At 40.3% G+C, this 18,468-nt stretch carries 16 protein-coding genes; 1 reads left to right on the top strand and 15 read right to left on the bottom strand.

From position 1 onward, the window contains the following. Positions 1-180 precede the first annotated feature (180 nt). Entirely contained in the window at positions 181-1,122 is a 942-nt protein-coding gene (locus GJV03_RS15225; protein ID WP_171287935.1) for a LysR substrate-binding domain-containing protein, read from the bottom strand. 180 nt (positions 1,123-1,302) lie between these two features. Between GJV03_RS15225 and GJV03_RS15220 the strand changes: the two genes are divergently transcribed. Further along, positions 1,303-2,142: a hypothetical protein gene (locus GJV03_RS15220; protein WP_105714080.1), complete on the top strand. Its 840-nt coding sequence runs from the start codon at positions 1,303-1,305 to the stop codon at positions 2,140-2,142. 117 nt (positions 2,143-2,259) lie between these two features. On the opposite strand, the gene GJV03_RS15215 is transcribed toward GJV03_RS15220, so the two are convergent. The 14 genes from GJV03_RS15215 to GJV03_RS15150 form a co-directional block, all read right to left on the bottom strand. Then, positions 2,260-2,961 carry a fumarylacetoacetate hydrolase family protein gene (locus GJV03_RS15215; RefSeq protein ID WP_105714079.1) on the bottom strand — a complete coding sequence of 234 codons (702 nt, stop codon included), beginning with the start codon at positions 2,959-2,961 and terminating at the stop codon, positions 2,260-2,262. Between the two features lie 67 nt (positions 2,962-3,028). Further along, positions 3,029-3,415: a RidA family protein gene (locus GJV03_RS15210; protein WP_105714078.1), complete on the bottom strand. Its 387-nt coding sequence runs from the start codon at positions 3,413-3,415 to the stop codon at positions 3,029-3,031. 60 nt (positions 3,416-3,475) lie between these two features. Then, positions 3,476-5,062 carry an aldehyde dehydrogenase family protein gene (locus GJV03_RS15205; protein ID WP_105714077.1) on the bottom strand — a complete coding sequence of 529 codons (1,587 nt, stop codon included), beginning with the start codon at positions 5,060-5,062 and terminating at the stop codon, positions 3,476-3,478. Next, positions 5,059-5,505, bottom strand: coding sequence for a cupin domain-containing protein (locus tag GJV03_RS15200; RefSeq protein WP_105714076.1), 447 nt, complete (start codon positions 5,503-5,505; stop codon positions 5,059-5,061). Before GJV03_RS15200 ends, GJV03_RS15205 begins: the two co-directional genes overlap by 4 nt. Further along, positions 5,502-6,233, bottom strand: coding sequence for a dimethylmenaquinone methyltransferase (locus GJV03_RS15195; RefSeq protein WP_105714075.1), 732 nt, complete (start codon positions 6,231-6,233; stop codon positions 5,502-5,504). The genes GJV03_RS15200 and GJV03_RS15195 overlap by 4 nt, the downstream gene beginning before the upstream one ends. An 8-nt stretch (positions 6,234-6,241) precedes the next feature. Further along, entirely contained in the window at positions 6,242-7,174 is a 933-nt protein-coding gene (locus tag GJV03_RS15190; RefSeq protein WP_154130467.1) for a VOC family protein, read from the bottom strand. A 19-nt stretch (positions 7,175-7,193) separates the two neighbouring features. Further along, positions 7,194-7,736 carry a flavin reductase family protein gene (locus tag GJV03_RS15185; protein ID WP_105714073.1) on the bottom strand — a complete coding sequence of 181 codons (543 nt, stop codon included), beginning with the start codon at positions 7,734-7,736 and terminating at the stop codon, positions 7,194-7,196. Between the two features lie 33 nt (positions 7,737-7,769). Beyond that, positions 7,770-9,329 (bottom strand): 4-hydroxyphenylacetate 3-hydroxylase N-terminal domain-containing protein, encoded by a 1,560-nt coding sequence (locus tag GJV03_RS15180; protein WP_105714072.1) that lies wholly within the window; start codon positions 9,327-9,329, stop codon positions 7,770-7,772. Between the two features lie 711 nt (positions 9,330-10,040). Next, the gene (locus GJV03_RS15175; protein WP_216070500.1) at positions 10,041-11,420 is read right to left on the bottom strand and encodes a hypothetical protein; all 1,380 of its coding nucleotides are present in this window, start codon (positions 11,418-11,420) and stop codon (positions 10,041-10,043) included. Between the two features lie 626 nt (positions 11,421-12,046). Then, positions 12,047-14,647 (bottom strand): TonB-dependent hemoglobin/transferrin/lactoferrin family receptor, encoded by a 2,601-nt coding sequence (locus tag GJV03_RS15170; protein ID WP_154130466.1) that lies wholly within the window; start codon positions 14,645-14,647, stop codon positions 12,047-12,049. 193 nt (positions 14,648-14,840) lie between these two features. Then, entirely contained in the window at positions 14,841-15,431 is a 591-nt protein-coding gene (locus GJV03_RS15165) for a fimbrial protein (protein ID WP_151957917.1), read from the bottom strand. Positions 15,432-15,519: 88 nt separating this feature from the next. Beyond that, the gene (locus tag GJV03_RS15160) at positions 15,520-16,125 is read right to left on the bottom strand and encodes a type 1 fimbrial protein (protein ID WP_151957916.1); all 606 of its coding nucleotides are present in this window, start codon (positions 16,123-16,125) and stop codon (positions 15,520-15,522) included. 90 nt (positions 16,126-16,215) lie between these two features. Further along, a complete protein-coding gene (locus GJV03_RS15155; protein WP_154130465.1) occupies positions 16,216-16,809 on the bottom strand; it encodes a type 1 fimbrial protein in 594 nt (197 codons plus the stop codon). Positions 16,810-17,656: 847 nt separating this feature from the next. Continuing rightward, the gene (locus tag GJV03_RS15150; protein ID WP_154130464.1) at positions 17,657-18,247 is read right to left on the bottom strand and encodes a type 1 fimbrial protein; all 591 of its coding nucleotides are present in this window, start codon (positions 18,245-18,247) and stop codon (positions 17,657-17,659) included. Positions 18,248-18,468: the final 221 nt, after the last annotated feature.

Below are 18,468 nucleotides of genomic sequence, written 5' to 3'. Positions count from 1 at the left end.
ATCGTCAGATAAAATTTTAATCTCATAAAGCCGAAGAAACTTGTACTCCATCCTATTATCTTGCGCTGAATCTGAATAGGTCATCATCAAGAAAATATTTTCTGGAATAGTAGAATGATTAAACACTAAAAAATAATGTGATTTATAATTTAAATTAACTCATAAAATAGAGCACTTATATTATTTTAAGTTACTGATAAAAACAGTATCCTCAAGCATTGAAATAATATTCAATTGCGATGGAGTTAATGTTCTTTCCGTATACCAAACTAAGCCAATATCAATATAAATATTTTTCATCGTCAAAGGTAAAATATCTACAAGATTGGCTTTTTTAAAATAATCGGCAAGTTGAAAAGATAAAAAACCAATCGATTCGGTTGCCAAAAGCACCCCGATATTGGTCAGTGTAGATAAAGACTCTACATAACGTTTAGATAAATTGACCTGATGACACAGTAAGAATTCTTCGATCACAATTCGAGTGGTGGCAAATTCAGGTGGAAGTACCATTGGGAATTCTGACAGATCTGTCCAAGTGAGATCCTGCTTGGTCACCAGTGGATGCCCTTTTTTCACCACTACCACAATCGGATCTTTATACAAATGCTTGGTTCTAAATTCTATGCCCAGTGGCTTAGCAGCCAGATTTCCAATCATGACATCCAGTTCACCTGTACGAAGCAATGAAATCAAGACGTCTGAGCTACCTTCTCGTGCGTTGATACTTGTGGAAACCATTTCATTTTCCACTCTTGCGATAAAGTTCGGAAGAATAGACAGTGAAACCGCTGGCAGCAACCCTATCGCTATTCGAGTGGCTCGTCCTTCACTGATTGCCACCAGATCATCTCGAGCAGAAGCGATTTCATTTAGAATTTTTTTAGCATATTTCACCAAACATACACCTGCTTCTGTCGGTAACATTCCTCTTGTGGTGCGATCAAAGAGTTTGATATTTAACCCTTCTTCAAAGTCTGCCAAAGTTTTTGAAATAGCAGGCTGAGTAACATTTAAATAATTTGCAACCTTTCCGATATGTCGCATTTCATCCAGTGTCACCAATAATTGCAAATGTCTTAATTTAAGGTTTGAGCGTAAATAATGGTCGATCTTTGCCATAATATTATTCCCTAATATAAAATCCATTTATCTTAGATTAATCTCACTATATATAATTTCTATTCACAATCCAATTAAAACCATAACCATTTTATTATAAATCAATCTTTAAATATAAATAGACGCATAAATAGATTCAGTCAAAATTAAAAGTCAGATATAAAGATCAAGGATGTATCTATGTATTTTCAATATTTAAAGCATAATATCGCCAAGCATATTTTATATGGCATGACCCTAAGCTGTTTCAGTCTAACCATCCATGCAGAGTTCTGGCAAAGTAATCAGGTAAATGTTTCATGGAGTAATCAATACCGAGAGCCTGCTAACCCCGATCAGGTATCCAAAACCATTCTAAACTTCACTCATTTAAGTGGTGATCAGCTCGGGCGCAATGTATTGGTTGCTAACATTTTTCTATCCAATGACAAAGATCCTAAAGCAAATGGTGATGGTGGCGCGACTGAATACTATGCGTTCTATCGCCGTTACTTTTCCTATAATTCAATTTTTGACAATAAAATTGAAAACAAGCTTCTCCGTGATATCAACCTGACTTTAAGGGCAGATAAAGGGCTAAAAAACTCAGCAATGGAACCTAACCCAACTAAAGCCCGAGCGGGTTTAAGCATGGATTTCAATGTTCCCAAAGGTTATTTTGAAGTCGGTGCAGACTGGTATTATGAAAGTGCAAATAACAATTTGGCTGGTGGCCGGTTCAATTTCGATCCAACCTATGCACTATGGGCCAACTTTGGTTTCCCCTTACATGACAAAGGTTTTGTCGACGGCTTTGTTGACTTTATTGGCAGTACGGGTCCGGGCTATTTTAACGAGGATGCCAAACCTGCAACCCTATTTCAGATGAACTATATGTACGATGTTGGCGCTAAAGACGGCCTAAAACTTGGTTTTGGTTATGAATATTTCCGTAACAAGTATCAGGTTGATAACCGAAAAGATCCCTATAGAAATGCGCTGCATAGTGCTCCATTTATTGCCGCTCGTTACGTTTTCTAAGTCGATAATCAAGTCATTCCATTGGTGATGGCTTGATTATTCCTATCTATTCAAATCAAATAAAAACCAGAATCCATCGTCTAAATTCTGGATTTTTATCTTAAAGAATTTTTTATCTTAGCGAATTTGCAGCTTAATCTCTGCAATTCCCTCAATAGAACCTTCTAGCAGATCTCCCACCACTACAGGCCCGACACCTTCTGGCGTACCGGTAAAAATCAAATCTCCTGCTTGCAACGTATAATAAGTGGAGAGATCCTCAATCATCTCAGCAATATTCCAGATCAAATGCTGGGTGTTTGAATGCTGAGTCGTTTGACCATTTACCCTTAATTCAATATTTACCGCATTTACATCCACGTTTACATCCGAAGCTGGAACAATATCGGATAACACTGCAGATTGTTCAAAATTTTTCCCCAAATCCCATGGTTTGCCCTGATCACGTGCAATAAGCTGTACATCACGACGTGTCATATCCAGACCACAGGCATAACCATAAATATGATCAAAAGCCTGATCAGCCTGAATATTTACCCCAGATTTACCTATCGCCAGTACCAGTTCAATTTCATGGTGATAATTTTGAGTTTTAAGCGGGTAAGGAATCTCACTACCAGATGCAACATAAGTTGCCGCATCTTTTAAAAAATAAAAAGGTGATTGTGTAGACTTATCTACACTGACACCCATCTCGGCAGCATGAGCCATATAGTTGCGTCCCATACAAAAGATGCGGTTCACTGGAAATTTTTTGGCTTGATTGACGATCGGTATAAGGACAGGTGCTTTAACTGGGAAAAGTGTTTCTACTGACATTCTGATATTCCTCATTTTTTTAATTTATAAAATCATCGGGGCAGCAGTTACTGCCCCAATCAAGGGATTAACCCAGAATTGCAGTCGCTTCAATTTCCAGTAGGATTTCTGCTTTGGCCAGTGCCTTTACTTCCACAAGCGTACAAGCCGGAAAATCGCCTTCAAAGAATTCCTTACGGGCTTTCCAGACGGCGGTGTTATTGGCGATATTGGTGACAAAGATGGTCATTTTGACAATATTGCTCATCGTGCCTCCAGCGGCTTCAATTAAATCCTTAATTTTCTGAAAAATCACTTGCGACTGTTCATATTCATCACCCAGCACGGTTTCACCATCTGGCTGCCGTGCGGTCATTCCAGATATAAATACCTGATTGCCCACTTTCAGGCAGTTTGACCACAAGCCCGGTGCTGGCTCTTTAACTGTTGGAGAAATAATCCTTTCTTTTAACATGTTGTTTTCCTTATATTCCTGACACAATATTTCTAACTCAATATTTTTAATTCAATATTCCTAGCCCACTTTTTCTGATGAAAGATGAATGTGTGAATCCCAAGCACTTTCACGACTCCAGTTAATGCATACGCTTTGGCGACGCACATAGCCTTTCCATGAGTCTGATCCTGCGGTACGTCCACCACCCGTTTCCTTTTCACCACCAAATGCCGCGCCAACATCTGCCCCGGTTGTTCCCATATTGACCCGAACAATACCGCAATCACTTCCTGCCGCCGACAAGAACAGTTCGATATTGCTGAGGTTTGAACTGTGAATACCTGAAGCAAGTCCCTGCGCAACGTTGTTATGAATAGCAATGGCTTGTTCAAGGTCGTCATATGGCATCACAAATACAATCGGTGCAAAAGTTTCATGCTGTACACAGTCCCATTCAGGTTCGACATCCATAATCAGACATGCCTCAACATAAAGCCCCGGACGGTCAATGCGCTGACCACCATAAACCACTTTAGCGCCAAGTTCCTGAGCACGCTGAATCGTTGCCTGATATTGCGCTACAGCAGCTGCATCAATCAGTGGACCGATGATGGTCTCTTGTTCACGTGGGTCACCAATACGGATCTGGTCAAACGCCTGTTTAAGCAATTCAATCAGTTCATGCATGACACTGCGATGCACAATCAGGCGACGAGTACTGGTACAACGCTGGCCTGTGGTTCCCATCGCCCCAAAAGTAATGGCACGCGCTGCAAGTTGTAAATCGGCCGTTTCATCGACAATACAGCCATTATTACCTGAGCACTCGAGCATATATTTACGCCCCAATGTTTCACTCACAATACTTGCGACTTTTTTTCCTACACCTGTAGAACCTGTAAATGACACCATGTTGATACGTAGATCTCGGATCATCAATTCAGCTACAGCGCTATCCGCTGGAATAAACAAAGAAAAAACCCCTTCCAAATTCATTTCCTGCATGGCTTGATTGGCCAATTTCTGTAAAGCTATTGCGGTCAGCGGCACTTTTGGGCTGGGTTTCCATATCACCGTATTGCCACCAATAGCTGAAAGGAAAGCATTCTGCGCCCAAACAGCTGCGGGGAAGTTATAGGCGCTGATCACCCCGACCACACCCAGTGGTAACCACTGATCATACATCCGGTGTTTCACCCGTTGTGACTGTAAGGTGAAGCCATACATCATGCGGGATTGCCCTGTCGCAAGGGTTGCCATCTCGACCACTTCTTTGAGCTCACCTTTGGCTTCCATTACGGATTTACCCGTATCTAGTGCAACTATACCTACCAACGCCTCCATGTTTTCCTGTACCAATTGACCAATACGCTGTACCAATTCACCACGGCGCGGTGCTGGAACCATGCGCCATGTTTTCTGATACGCCACTGCTGCCTGTATAATTTCCTCATAATCTTCTGCTGTAGATGCTGCAATTTGCCCCACTGTTTCATTATCAGCAGGACAAATTGCATGAATGAGTTCACGCCCTTCTAGCGTAGACCATCCTTGTTTTACACCAAAGGAACCTGCATGCAGTTGATCCAAACCAAAAGTTTTTAACACCTGTTGTGTATCAAACAGTGCATCTTCTGCATATTTTTTTTGTGCAATATTCATCATTGTTCTAACCTATTCTCTTGATTTTCTTTCTTTACAAAATCACCGATACTTTCATCTGTGTGATATGCAGGCTTTTCGTAATAATGCGGGCCATCATAAATCTCGATGAGCCGACTAAACTGATGTGCTAAGGTGGGGCCATGCGGATGGTCTTTCGGGTTCATATAAAAGCAGCCAGATTTCAGCTTCAATTCCACATCTATATATTCGTACTCACCCTCAAGGCAAAACATAAACTGATTGGATGCATGAGTATGCTTGATCGGGATACAGCCACCTTTTTGGAATTCAAGCAACGCAATCGTCGCGCCAGTGTCTACATTTTTCCAAAGGAAATACTGACGAAACCCATACTCAGGGAAATTAATCCATTCATCGTCACTGAGTTCAGTGGTATTGAATAGCACTTCCAAACTTTTAAATGTTTCAGCATTGATATTCATCCTTGTTGCTCCTGTTTTTGCTCAGATTTCCAGATACTGTATTCCAGACGGCTTTCCGCTGTGGCTGGAAAAAGTCCAAAAATGGATCTTCCCTGTCGAATATGTAGCGCTGCAAAAGCTTCATATTCACAAGCATCCAGTGCTTCATTTGCAACCTGATCAGCCAGTGCCTGTGGAATGACCACCACACCATCTCCATCCCCCACCACAACATCACCGGGATAGATCGCTACACCAGCACATCCAATCGGTTCATTCAAAGCGATCGGATGCATTGCAATCGGCGTTGCTGGCGGTGCATTGTGCTTCTGAAAGCAAGGCAAACCCGCCGCATAAATTGCGGGAGAATCACGATATCCCCCATCGGTGACTACACCAGCAACACCTCGGTATTTAAGTCGTGCTGCCATCATGTCTCCCATACTGGAAGCACGAGTACAACCAAATGCATCAATAACCAGTACAGATCCTTTAGGACATTCCTCAATGGCGCGACGATGCAGATTGTCTTCACGACTGTAATTGCTCATCTTGCTCAAATCTTCACGTGCTGGAATAAAGCGCAAGGTATAAGCAGGTCCCACCAATTGCTCCTGAGTGGTACTGATTGGAGAAATACCGTGCATGATGACGTTATTAAAACCGTGCTTCAGTAAAACGTTGGCAATATTTGCCGTACCCACCCGCATCAGTTTTTCGCGGGTCGGAGCCTTTAACATGTATGTCATGAGATCTCCTACTGGAAAAATTCCAATTCTGGTGCCATGCCCCACTGTGTGGTTTCAGTTGCAGTACCGTTGAATTTCATCGGCTGTGCATGCTGATCAAGCATGTCGCCATCTGTATAGTGCTCAACCCTAAAACCAAAGGGGTCCTTCCAGTAATCAAAAATCTGGCTGCCAAGCATATGCCGTCCAACACCACAATCCAGTTGATAGCCTTGCGTGACAAGATAATCATGTGCGGTCATCACCGCATCCAGATCAATAACTTCAAAAGAACAGTGATGCACACCCACCCAGTCCGACTGCAAAATCAAAATCGAGTGATGATCTACTTTTTCTGCACCTTGATTGAAGCGCAGGAACGTTCCCACAATCGGCCCTTCTTCACCAGGCGGTACAAAATAGTCTGAAGGAAGTAAATCAAAGCGTTGCTCAAGCCATTGCACCGATGCATCATGATTACTGACATGCAGTACAAAATGTCCAAGTTTAATCGCCTGACAGGGTTTGCACTTTACCCGTATAGATTCATTCAAACGTGGTTTAGATGTGGCATTGTTTAAGTCAAAAGCCTTACGCTCTGTGATATCTGCATGTTTGTCACGCCCCCAAATGGCTTTGATTTGAAAACCGTCTGGCATGATCATCACCACTTCATAGCCGCCACCTTGTTCAGAAGAAGCTTGTACCGCTGAAGAACCCTCAAGTTTTGCCAATTCATTTAAGTCTTGTAGACATGACACTTCTATGGAAGCACCAATAAAATGCTGCTTTTCAGCACGATAGCTCACATGTATATGGTGTTGCTCGCCACTGCCCCGCATATACAACACCTCATCGGTTTTATTGACACAGGTCAGACCAAAGTCAGTCATAAACTTTTCCATTACAGCCAAATCTGGTACGGCATACGTCACCTGAGCAATTTCAATGGGTTTCACCATATTTCAATTCCTTTTACTTTCAGCCTGCAATCTGAGCGTATTTCCCATTGTGAAATACCAGTGGTTTTAGCCCATGTTGTTGCTGTAAATGCGTGACCAGTCCAACAAATAAGGTATGATCGCCGCATGGATAGCTAAACTGTAGTTTGCTCACGACCTGAACAGCAGCATTTTTGATCACAGGAAAACCCGCGATATATTCAAATTCAGGTTTAAAATGTTTATCGTGCTTCCCAGCAAAATGGTTACTCACCTGTATCTGATCTTCATGCAAAATACTGATACCAAAATGCTCGCCTAGGATGATTTTTTCATGTGATGCTGCGCTATTGCCTACGGAAACCAGCACCATGGCCGGTTCCAGTGAACCTGACATAAACGCATTTGCTGTCATGGCATGGATTTGTCCATCATGGCATGAGGAAATCACCACCACACCTGTTGCAAATTTCCCCATCGCATTGCGAAATTCATATGATGTAAAATCCACGTTGGTCTGGTTTGCTTGCATGATCTTCACCATTTCACCCGGTGTTGTTATCCGTAAATTCGCAACTGTCATTTTCTATATCCTTATATTGAGCAGTGGTTTGAATTATTTTCTGTTCAGGATACTGACATCATCTGGGTTGATCAGATCGGGGACCGTCCAACCATTGAGGTCATATTCATCCATGGCTTTCTGGGCAAAATCCTTACAAAAGTCGAGCATCCCTCTAGACTGTGCAGCAAACAGATTGGTCTGACGGGTCACATCATTACTGCCAAGATAATTAATTTCATACAGCTCATGCCGAGCACCAAATTCAGTACCAATCGCATCCCAGAGCATTTTCATGACTTTGACTCGTTCAATCGCATCCTTACCATTTGATCCGCGAAGATAAGTAGCGAGATAACCCTGAATGTGTGGATTTTTAAAATCATCTACATGTGAATTAAGGTAGATCAAACCACTTGCCACAACCTGTTCAATGATATTTTTGATTTTTGGCATCGCCAATTGACTGATGACTCGATATGCCCCCGCATGATGCGGATCTGGACGAATCATGCCATTCCATGGCTCAGCACTTTTTGCCATCGCATCTGACAGCGCCCAAAAAGTGTTACGCCATGCAATCACTTCGCCCATCTGGGACATCACACCATGAAATTTGTCTGCCCCTGTAATTTCGAGTGCTTTTGCTAAAGTACCGACTAAAAAATCAAGTTTGACCGCAAAACGCGTACACCCATGTAAAGATGCCCGTTCTAAGTAACCTGCTTCGGTGTTATAAGCATTTGCTTGTTGTAAATTGTTATAAATAAAGACGTCTTCCCATGGGATAAAGACATTATCCAGTACCAGAATGGCATCATTTTCATCAAGGCGGCTTGACAATGGATAATCAAAAGGGCTACCAAGTACCGCTGCACGATACTCATTTGAAGTACGGCAAAGTAGTTTCACCCCAGGCGCATTGGTCGGCACGATAAATACTGGGGCAAATGCTGGATCTTGAAACATCACCTGCCCAACATGTGCAATAAATGTAAAATGGGTTAAAGCCGAGCCTGTTGCAACAACTTTGGCACCAGACACATAAATGCCTTGCTCATCCTCTTTGACCACTCGAATAAAGACATCTTTACCTGCGTCTGCGCCAAGACCACGGTCTACAGGTGGGTTCATCAATGCATGATTAATAAACCAAGTTTTTTCTTGTGCTTTTCGATACCAACGACGCGCATTTTCTTCAAAGCCCTTATAAAACGCTGCATTTACCCCCAGTGTTCCAATAAAACAGCCTTTATAATCAGGCGACCGCCCCATCCATCCCCATGAAATACGTTGCCATGCCGCAATTGCATCACGAGAAGCCACTTGCTCTTCGACATTATGGGCAACACGGAAAAAGCGGTGAGTAAAACCACCCCACTCTGTTGGTGTGGTTAAAATATCTTTGGTTTCAGGTGCATGTAAGGCATCATACATTCTGGCAATCATACGTGCTGAATTACGAAATGCGGGATGCTCGGTAATATTTTCTACCCGTTCACCATAAATCCAAACTTCGCGCCCATCATTGAGACTGTCTAAATACTCCTGTCCTGTAAATGGAATATAGTCCTTATTCACTGCAACACTTTCAGTATCTAATTTACTATTCATGTCCCATATCCTTATATTCGCTTTATTTTATAATTGCTTAATCTTTAAGCATAAAATGAGGTTAACAAGGTTATTTATATACGTCCAATCATGTATTTAGCTCACATATATAACCTTTTTATTATGAATAAAAACTGCTTAAGCATTAAAAAAAGCCACGTTCATAACAACATGGCTTTTGAGTGCTTATGACTATCAGTTCAGTAAAAGTCTTGGATTAATAGTCGAAAATCTCCGCTTACACCACGACAACTCTAGATCACTTACTTTGAGAAAGTAGCTGAGCGACTCGAAACACGATGAATGTTAGCAATGGAAAACGAGCGCCTTTAAAAAGAAAAGAAATGAAAAGTATTAACCTTGCAAGGGAAGGATTTAGAAATCCAAAATGAATCAGTATGAGCTTTGTTAAAGCTTTCATTGCCACATTTTACTTTGAAAGTTTCAATAAGTTTGCGTAGGCGATGCCAAACCTTGCGCTGCAAACAAAGCAGTGCTTTGTTTTTGCTCATGTTAGGCGAGGGGTACGTCCTGTACCCCCGCATTCCCACACACAATGGGCGACATCCCTGTCGCCCCACGATAGGATAACCATCTAGAATTCAAAAGCACAAAATTTGAGTGTCAATCCGCTGCATCCAGTGCAACATCAGCCTCGACAAAATGGGTTGCTGTTCCTTCTGGCATCAATTTTCTAAGTGCAGGATAAAGCTAGAAAGATAAACCCAATGTCACAAAGAAACCCAGTTCAAACACTTTGCTTGCGATCAGCACAATCCCAATACCCGAAGTAATAATCAAAGTAATCACACCCGCCCAATTACAGCTTTCAACCTTTGCAGTCTGTAATGAAAACTGCCCTTTCCTGACATAGTAATAGTCGATAAGCATAACGCCACACAAGCCCATAGTCATACAACCCAGATAGGAGAGCCAAGCGACAAATTGTCCCAGAATCCCAGCACCAATCATCATCAAAGCAAAAATATTACCAAGTACCACCATAAAGGCTCGTCCCGGTTTTTTACCAGTCAGTGCATCCAGCAGATTAACCAATGCAAGTGAACCTGAATAAGCATTGATTGCTTGTGCTTTGGCCTGTGCCGCATAAATGGTAATAAATCCAACCCAACCTGCAAGTACCACAAAAAATGCACCTGTATTCGTCATGGCAAATCCCGCAGCGGCTTCCGATGCCTGTTGTGGTGATAGGCCTGCTTGACGATGCATCAAATATTCAGCCACTTCGGGTATACCACCAATCACCACTAGCCCACCCAATACAATCATGATCAGGTTTTGCATAAGCGGACCAGCCATCGCCAGAACTTTAACATCCTGAGTATTGCGGCAATATCTGGCAAAATCTATCGTGACCAATGCAATTGTTCCCGCAGTTGCCCCCATCAAAACCAGTGCCGTGCTGAGTTTTGGCCAAAATCCACCAGTAACTGAACCCGTAGAATTAAAAACCAGCATCGGGTCCATACCACGTACACCATAAAGGTGATAAATCATATAGAAGGTGACCACCAGCGTAACCACAATCATGTATTTTGAAACCCTTAACGCAAGTTGGAGACCAAATATCGCCAATAAAATCCATGCAAGGGTCAGTACACCATACAGGGATATTTTGACCAGCATGGTGTCCTGCAAGTTAAACATCAACAGCGTTCCTTCATACAGCAAGGCGCTTTCCAATGCCAGAAAACCCAGAATCATAAAGGCAAAAATAGCTGCGCCCAGTGATGAGCCTTTGACACCAAATCCGAAAAACCGTGATGTGACCGTACTCGACATACCCGTCTGAAAGGTCATTTTCCCAAGATAATAACCCATGCTATAACCAACAATGGTTGCAATAAATCCTGCCAGTAACCCAATCCAAAAGCCTGAGAGTAACACTGTAAATCCACCAACGGCAAAAATGACCAGTGCTGTTGCAACACCCATTGGACTCATCGCCAATTTAAAACCACTCTGGCGTTCTGCCATGGGCACACTGACCAATGCATGATCCTCTACAGCTTGTGCGATGGTGGATCCAGCCTGATTTATGTTCTGTGAACTGTTTTTATTTGTATTCATCATCGTCCCTTTTATACAGATCCTAATACACCAATCCTCTGGTGATCATTTATAAACAGTGATTTATCTGTTTAGCCTGAAGGTATTTTTTGAATGAATAGATGCCAAAGTCCAATCATCTTTAGATGAGAATTCATAACCAAATGGATATATATTGCATCTAGACTGGTAAATCACTGATAAAAATTATTATTTTAAACAATCGAATGTATGGTGATTTGTTGTATAAAAAGTGAGAAATCATACAATTCAATAAAAGAGAATGAATATGATCGTAAAATCTTCACTGCCTTATTTTACAGTGAAAAGTTTAAATCGGTTTGTGTAGGCAATGCCATATCTTGTGTTCCCACATCCTTGCGCTAAGAACAAAGCAGTACTTTGTTCTTGCTCAGATAAAAAAGGGGACAAAATCTTTTATTGTACGAGGAGAGATACTATCCCCTCGTACTCTCACACATAAGGGCCGACATCCCTGTCGCCATGCAATCCCTACACCTTGTATAATTAAATAATGTAAAAAGCGATTTAATTTACATGAAGTAAATCTGTATAAACTTACTCCTTAAATCAAATTGACTTCTCGCAATCTCACTCTACCACTTCGAATATTGGATACAGAAACATTAGAATTTCTGCGAAATACTCACTTTATAATCCCGTCCTGTACCTGTCATATATTCACCCAAATACATTTTGTAATCACGATTAAATAAATTATCAATCGAGAAATTCAGCGTCGGCCCTTTTGCACCAATTGGCTGCCAGTCGGCATAAACGCTATGCAGTGAATAGCCCTTGGTTTTAGGTAATGAAAATGAAGATGCCGCGATCGATTTATCATTATCTGAAAGGCTTCGATCTTGTGCAGCAACAAATATCCCTCTCCATCCCATGGTTAAGTGATGCTCAGGTACATTAACCCCTAAAGTCGCTGTGGCTTTTTTCGGTGGAATATTGGTCATCCATGTTTTTTGATCAAACCACGGATTTACAGGGGAATTATCACGTTGCCCGCGAATATAGGAATAGGTTAAACCTGCAAACCAAGTCGGCTGATTATAGAAAGCTTCGGCTTCATAGGCTTTGATGGTGTAATCAGTCACATTACGATAAAAACCATGATCATAATTACCTTTACAGTCTGCTACGCTGCCTGATCCGTTGTTGGCATTGTTTTCTGCTTGTGCTTGACAAAATGTTGAGCGATTGCGGAATATCTCATCGCCCCCACGATTATGATGATAAGTTAAACGCACTTGCAGATGATCTTCATTGCTAAACACATCGTCAAAATTCATTTCATTTCCGACACGAATCGCCAACATTTTTTCAGGAACTAAATAACGACTGGTCGATGGAACAGTGGTTGCTGCGGATTGCACATAATATTGTTCATCTACACGAGGCGCACGCCAAGTTTTACTCACGTTAGCAAACCATGTCATGTAGTCGGTCTGTTTCCAAGATATCGCTAAACGAGGAGACCAGCCTGTATAGGTTTTACTGGAATAATCATGTCCAGCAGCCGGATCATTAAATCGTGATGCACGATTTGGCTTACCGTTATTTTCAATATGATCATAACGTAGCGATGGGGTAATGATGAGATTATTAATCTGATACTGATCTTCAATAAATGCACTCAGCATTTGCTGATCACCAGCAGGCATATAGTTCGGTTCATAATAACCAAAATTATAGTCAGGCTTTTTCACATTATTTTTGTCATAAATCAGCGAGTTTTGTTCCATTTTCTGGTATTGCGCGCCAACCTTTAATTTATGCGTCCCCAGTTTTGTATCAATATCACTGATATTACTCATTTTTAATGCAGTATTAGTATAGGTTACCCAGCTTTCATTGCCTAACAGTGCCGCTGAACCCGTCACACTTGGCAAGCGTAAATCATGCTGATAGGTCTTGGAATAGGATGCGACAGCTTTTAAGTTTAGATATGGGTTAGCATCAGGATTGAATTCATAACTTGCAGAATAACTGGTATCTTCCTGATCACGGTCGACCAAACGGCGTTTCCAAGCCTCATCATAACCATATTTGGCAATATCAGCTTCAGTCGGCACGGCATCTTGATCACGCATGGCAGCAAAAGGTTCCCAACCTTCATGCCCACTGCGCATGGCATTTAAAGAAATTTTATGACCATCGGCAGGATAAAAGTTCAGTTTGGCTAAATAGGTTTCTTGCTCTTGTCCAGAATATAAAAACTCACTGCCATCAGGTCGCTTTACATTTCCGCTGTCTCGGTTTGTATAGTAAAACAGACCATCGACCAGCCCATTGTCGGCTTTACCATATACTGCACCCGTATAGGTATTTTGACTGTTGTTGGAAAAACGTGAATATTTTAAGAATGCGCCAATATTTTTACCCTCATCAAGCAAATCTGTCGCATCTTTAGTTTCCAGTGTAACTTTACCACCAAAACCACCATTACCGACTTCGACGTTATGTGGCCCTTTATCCACGGTGATTTTCTTTAAAATCTCAGGTTCAATAAAGACTGAACCTTGTCGATATTTATCAAACGTTTTAACAGAATCGTCTAAGGTGATTGGTACATCGGCTACCCCACCCATCCCCAAGATATTAATCGTTTGCCCTCCTGGACGTGGAGATCCTGCTGAACCTACACTGGGCATATGATCGAGCAATTGCGCAACATTATTGGCCTGATAACGATCAATCGCCTTTTGATTGAGCACGCTCTGACCAAATTGTATGGTGTCTTTTTTTATTGCTTCGACCACAATCGGGGTCATCTGATAAATTTGGTTTTCAGCATTTGTGGATGATGTTGCTGTTTTCCCCGTTGCTATTTTTCCTGTTGCAGTGTTTTCTGTATTGACTACAGACGTTTGTGCCGCAGTAGGCTTTTCAATGAGTAGATAACCTGCGGAAGTTTTTTGAATCTGGAATGGGGTATTTTGCACCAATAATGCAAAAGCTTGATCTAGGGTATATTTACCCTTCATCGTCTTTACCCGATAACGATTGGTTTTTGCAGGATCTAATAACAAGGATACATTGGCTTGCTGTGCCAAGCTATTTAAAGCTTGGGTTAATGAACCGCTTTGCACTTGATAAAAGCCAACAGGCGAAGCATTATTTGCATGCGTTTGTATACTGATTGCACTCATAGAGAGTGCGATTGCAACAGCCAACGCAACAGGCTTTATTGCATTCTGATATAAAGATTGAGACATTCTCTACCCACCCAAGGTTAAATGATAATCATTAACTTCACTCAGTTAAAATAATCTGTGTTTTCATGTGTTCTAAGTTATATGACGAAGCAGAAACGAAAAAACCGCAATGAATTGCAGTTTTTTTAAATTTTAATTTTCTAAAGCATTAACGAATATATGATTATCTACTTAAGCCAACAGATACAAAAGATTAATTATAGTGCATTGTATAATTTATCGTTGCGGTGTAATTCTGAGCATCGACAATTCCAGTCTTGGAAGCAGGCACTGCATCGTATTGTAGATACGTTTCATCTCCAAGCGTATAAATTGGACTTTTTGCTTGAACTCCCCAAGGTGCGGAAAAATCTACTACCCCATTAATGCTAGAAATTTGAATAAAAATAGGATTGATTGTAGAAGCGTCTATAGCTTTGTTAACCAATAAAGTCTTATCTGTGGCATCCAAATCATTTGCTGAAATTGCACTGAGATGGATCCCTTGAAAGGCTTTCGTTGTTGCTACATCACAGGCACCAGTACCTGCAGCATTTGTGAGGTACAGAGTAAATCCATGCTTCCTTGGGTCTGGAAGTGTAGGTGTAAACTTTGATTTAGGCATAGTACCCAAGTCAACGGTTATATCTTTTAAGCCAGTTGCAAAACCACCATCACCCTTTAATGTACATGTTTGGTCCGTCACCACACCATTGACTATAATAGTTCCATCTACAGCAAACACGCAACTACATGTCAAACTTAAAGCCAAAGCACTCAATGTGGCTAAAGTCAGTTTCTGCATTCAATACATCTCATAAGATTTGAATAAGTTTTAATTTTCTCAACCCTCAATAAACCTAAACTTCATCAATAAAATCAACACACAAAATTTAATTATAGTGCAAGGTATAATTGATCGTTGTCGTGAAATTTTGAGCATCGACAATCCCCGTTTTGGAAGCAACCGCGACTATGTAATATACATATGTTTCACCATCAGCACGGATACGCACTAAGCTTTTCTCCTGAGTTCCCCAAGCCGCAGAAAAATCTACAGGTCTACTGTTTTCAGTCTGCATTTGAATAAAAACAGGATTTTTAGCAGAAGCACCACCCGCACCTTTGGCTTTATTCACGAGTAAAGTCTTATCCGTCTCATCCAAATCATCTGGTGAAATTGTACTCAGATGTATTCCTTTTAATGCTTTACTTGTTGCCACATCACAGTGAGCTGTACCTGTTGCATTGGTTAACTGTAGAGTAAGTCCATAACGCATTGGCACTGGAAGTGTAGGCGTAAACCACGATTTAGGTACAATACCTAATGGATATACGATATCTTTCAAACCAGTTATATAACCACCATCACCTTTTAATGTACAGGTTCCATCAGTGATAACACCATTAACCGTAATGGTGCCATCTACTGCAAATACATTTGTGCATGGCAAAGTGAAAACCAAAGTACTCAATGTGGCTAAAGTCAGTTTATTCATTGAATAACCCCTTTATAATGTTTTAATCATTTTAAATTGCTCAATCTTCAGTAAACGCATGCTTCCCAACCAAAAACAACAGAGGAAAATTTAATTATAGTGCAATGTATAATTTATAGTTGCTGTGACGTTTTGAGCGTCAACAATCCAATTCCAGGTAAAATATACTACATAGTAAGTAATCCATGTACGGCCACGAAACTGATTAACATAACTTTTCGCCTGTGTTCCCCAAGGTGCAGAAAAATCTACCCGCCTAGCAAGACCAACCCCCTTATCAGTCTCTATTCGCATAAAAATAGGGTTGGCAGTAGACGCACCGCCTACCCCCGTAGCTTTATTGAGTAATAAAGTCTTATCATATGAAGCCAAGTCAGTTGGTGAAGCACTGAGATGTATACCTTGCAAGGCATTACTTGTTATGGCATCACAGTTAGCTGTACCATCAGCATTTCTTAACTCCATCACAATTTTCGTTGACGCTCCACCAATATTTGATTTAGATACAGTGGGCATGGTAACCGTTAGATCTTTATTACCGCTTACACCACTACTACCTTGTAATATACATGTTCCATCAGTGATAACTCCATTGACTGTAATGGTGCCATCTACAGCAAAAACGCTGGTACATACCAAAGTTAAAAGCAAAGTGCTGAATGTGGGTAAAGTCAGTTTATTCATTGAACCAGCCTTATAAAGCTTTAATAAATGCGATAATTTAACGATGCTGTGATTCACATTAGGAGACATGTTAATTTCAACGAAAATAGATAGATCTAAATATATAAACGCTGTTGCTGTTAACTCTAAACCTCTGCTTATTTCAAGCTAGAGTCTATTTTAATAGATGTTTTTATTTTAAATTTCCGACAATTTAAAATAAAACTCCATGCTGACAAAAATATCCGCATATCACAATATTTTTAAGTTTACTTTTTATCATATAAATACATTACATAAAATCATGTATAAATTTTATTATTAAAAATCAATATAATAAATAAAACAAATGATCAAAAATTTAATTTTATTTGAGTTTTAAACACCATTTACAACATGTCAAAATATGACTAAACATCAATAAAATCATTTTTCTCATTATAGATTTAACCCGACTAAAATAATATGTTTTATCATTTTGCAATCATATAAATGACCTCATCATCCAGCTTCCTTATTAAGATCTTCTATACGTATCCAAAGTATTACCCATCAACATCATTGACTGAATATTCATTAAAGCACTTATGCTTTTTATAAAATGATATTGAATCGATTTCGTTCATCAATCAAAAATAATCGTGTGGCGTAAATCATATTGCTATTCAAAGTGCCTTCTCTATTTGCAAAAAAGTGAAGATGAAAGGGATTTTTATATTGATCTATGCTTTTAAAAAGGGCTAAAGGGCTGATGAAACAAGCCTAGCGATAAAACAAAAAACCGCAATGAATTGCAGTTTTTTTAAATTTTAATTTTCTCAATCATCAGCAAACCTATGCTTACCAGCTAAAGTCCACATACCAAAAATTAATTATAGTGCAATGTATAATTAATTTTTACTTGTACATTTTGAGCATCTACAATTCCTGTTTTAGAAATATATGCTACTTGGTAAAATACGAAACGATTTTCCACGCCCAAAACGTCACTTTTCGACTGAGATCCCCAAGGCAAAGAAAGATCCACAACGGTCTGATGTCCAGTACTTATTTGAATAAAAACAGGATTTTTAGTAGGAGCATCTGTAGCTTTATTGACCAATAAAGTTTTATCCGTTGCATCTAAGTCATCTGGTGGTGAAATTGTACTGAGATGTATCCCTTGAAAGGCTTTCGTTGTTGCTGTATCACAAGTACCTGTACCCGTAGCATTTTTTAAGTACAACAGTACGCCCATTCTTATTTGTGAAACTCCAGGTCTAAATCTTGATTTAGGCACAGTGGGCAAGCTAATTGTTAGATCTTTCAAACCACTTACCTCACTAGAGCCAGCTTGTAAGGTACAGGTTTGGTCAGTCACAACACCATTGACTCTGATGCTCCCATCTACAGCAAATACGCTGCTACATGTCAAAGTTAAAACCAAAGCCCCCAATACAGGTAAAGTAAATTTATTCATTGAATCCCCCATGAAGTTTTAATAAATCTTACAATATAATGATGTTGTTGCTTATATTAGGAGGCAAAGTAATATTCACATAAATAGATGCATCTAAATATATAAAAAACATTTTCATCGTTAACTTTAGCCTCAGCCTATTTCAAGGTTTCGCCTATTTAAATAATTATTTTTATTTTAAATTTCCGACAATTTAAAATAAAACTCCATGCTGACAAAAA

Origin of the sequence: Acinetobacter sp. RIT698 (assembly GCF_009668065.1) — a bacterium.
Taxonomy (GTDB): Bacteria; Pseudomonadota; Gammaproteobacteria; order Pseudomonadales; family Moraxellaceae; genus Acinetobacter; species Acinetobacter guillouiae.
This window is presented reverse-complemented; position numbering and strand designations above follow the sequence as displayed.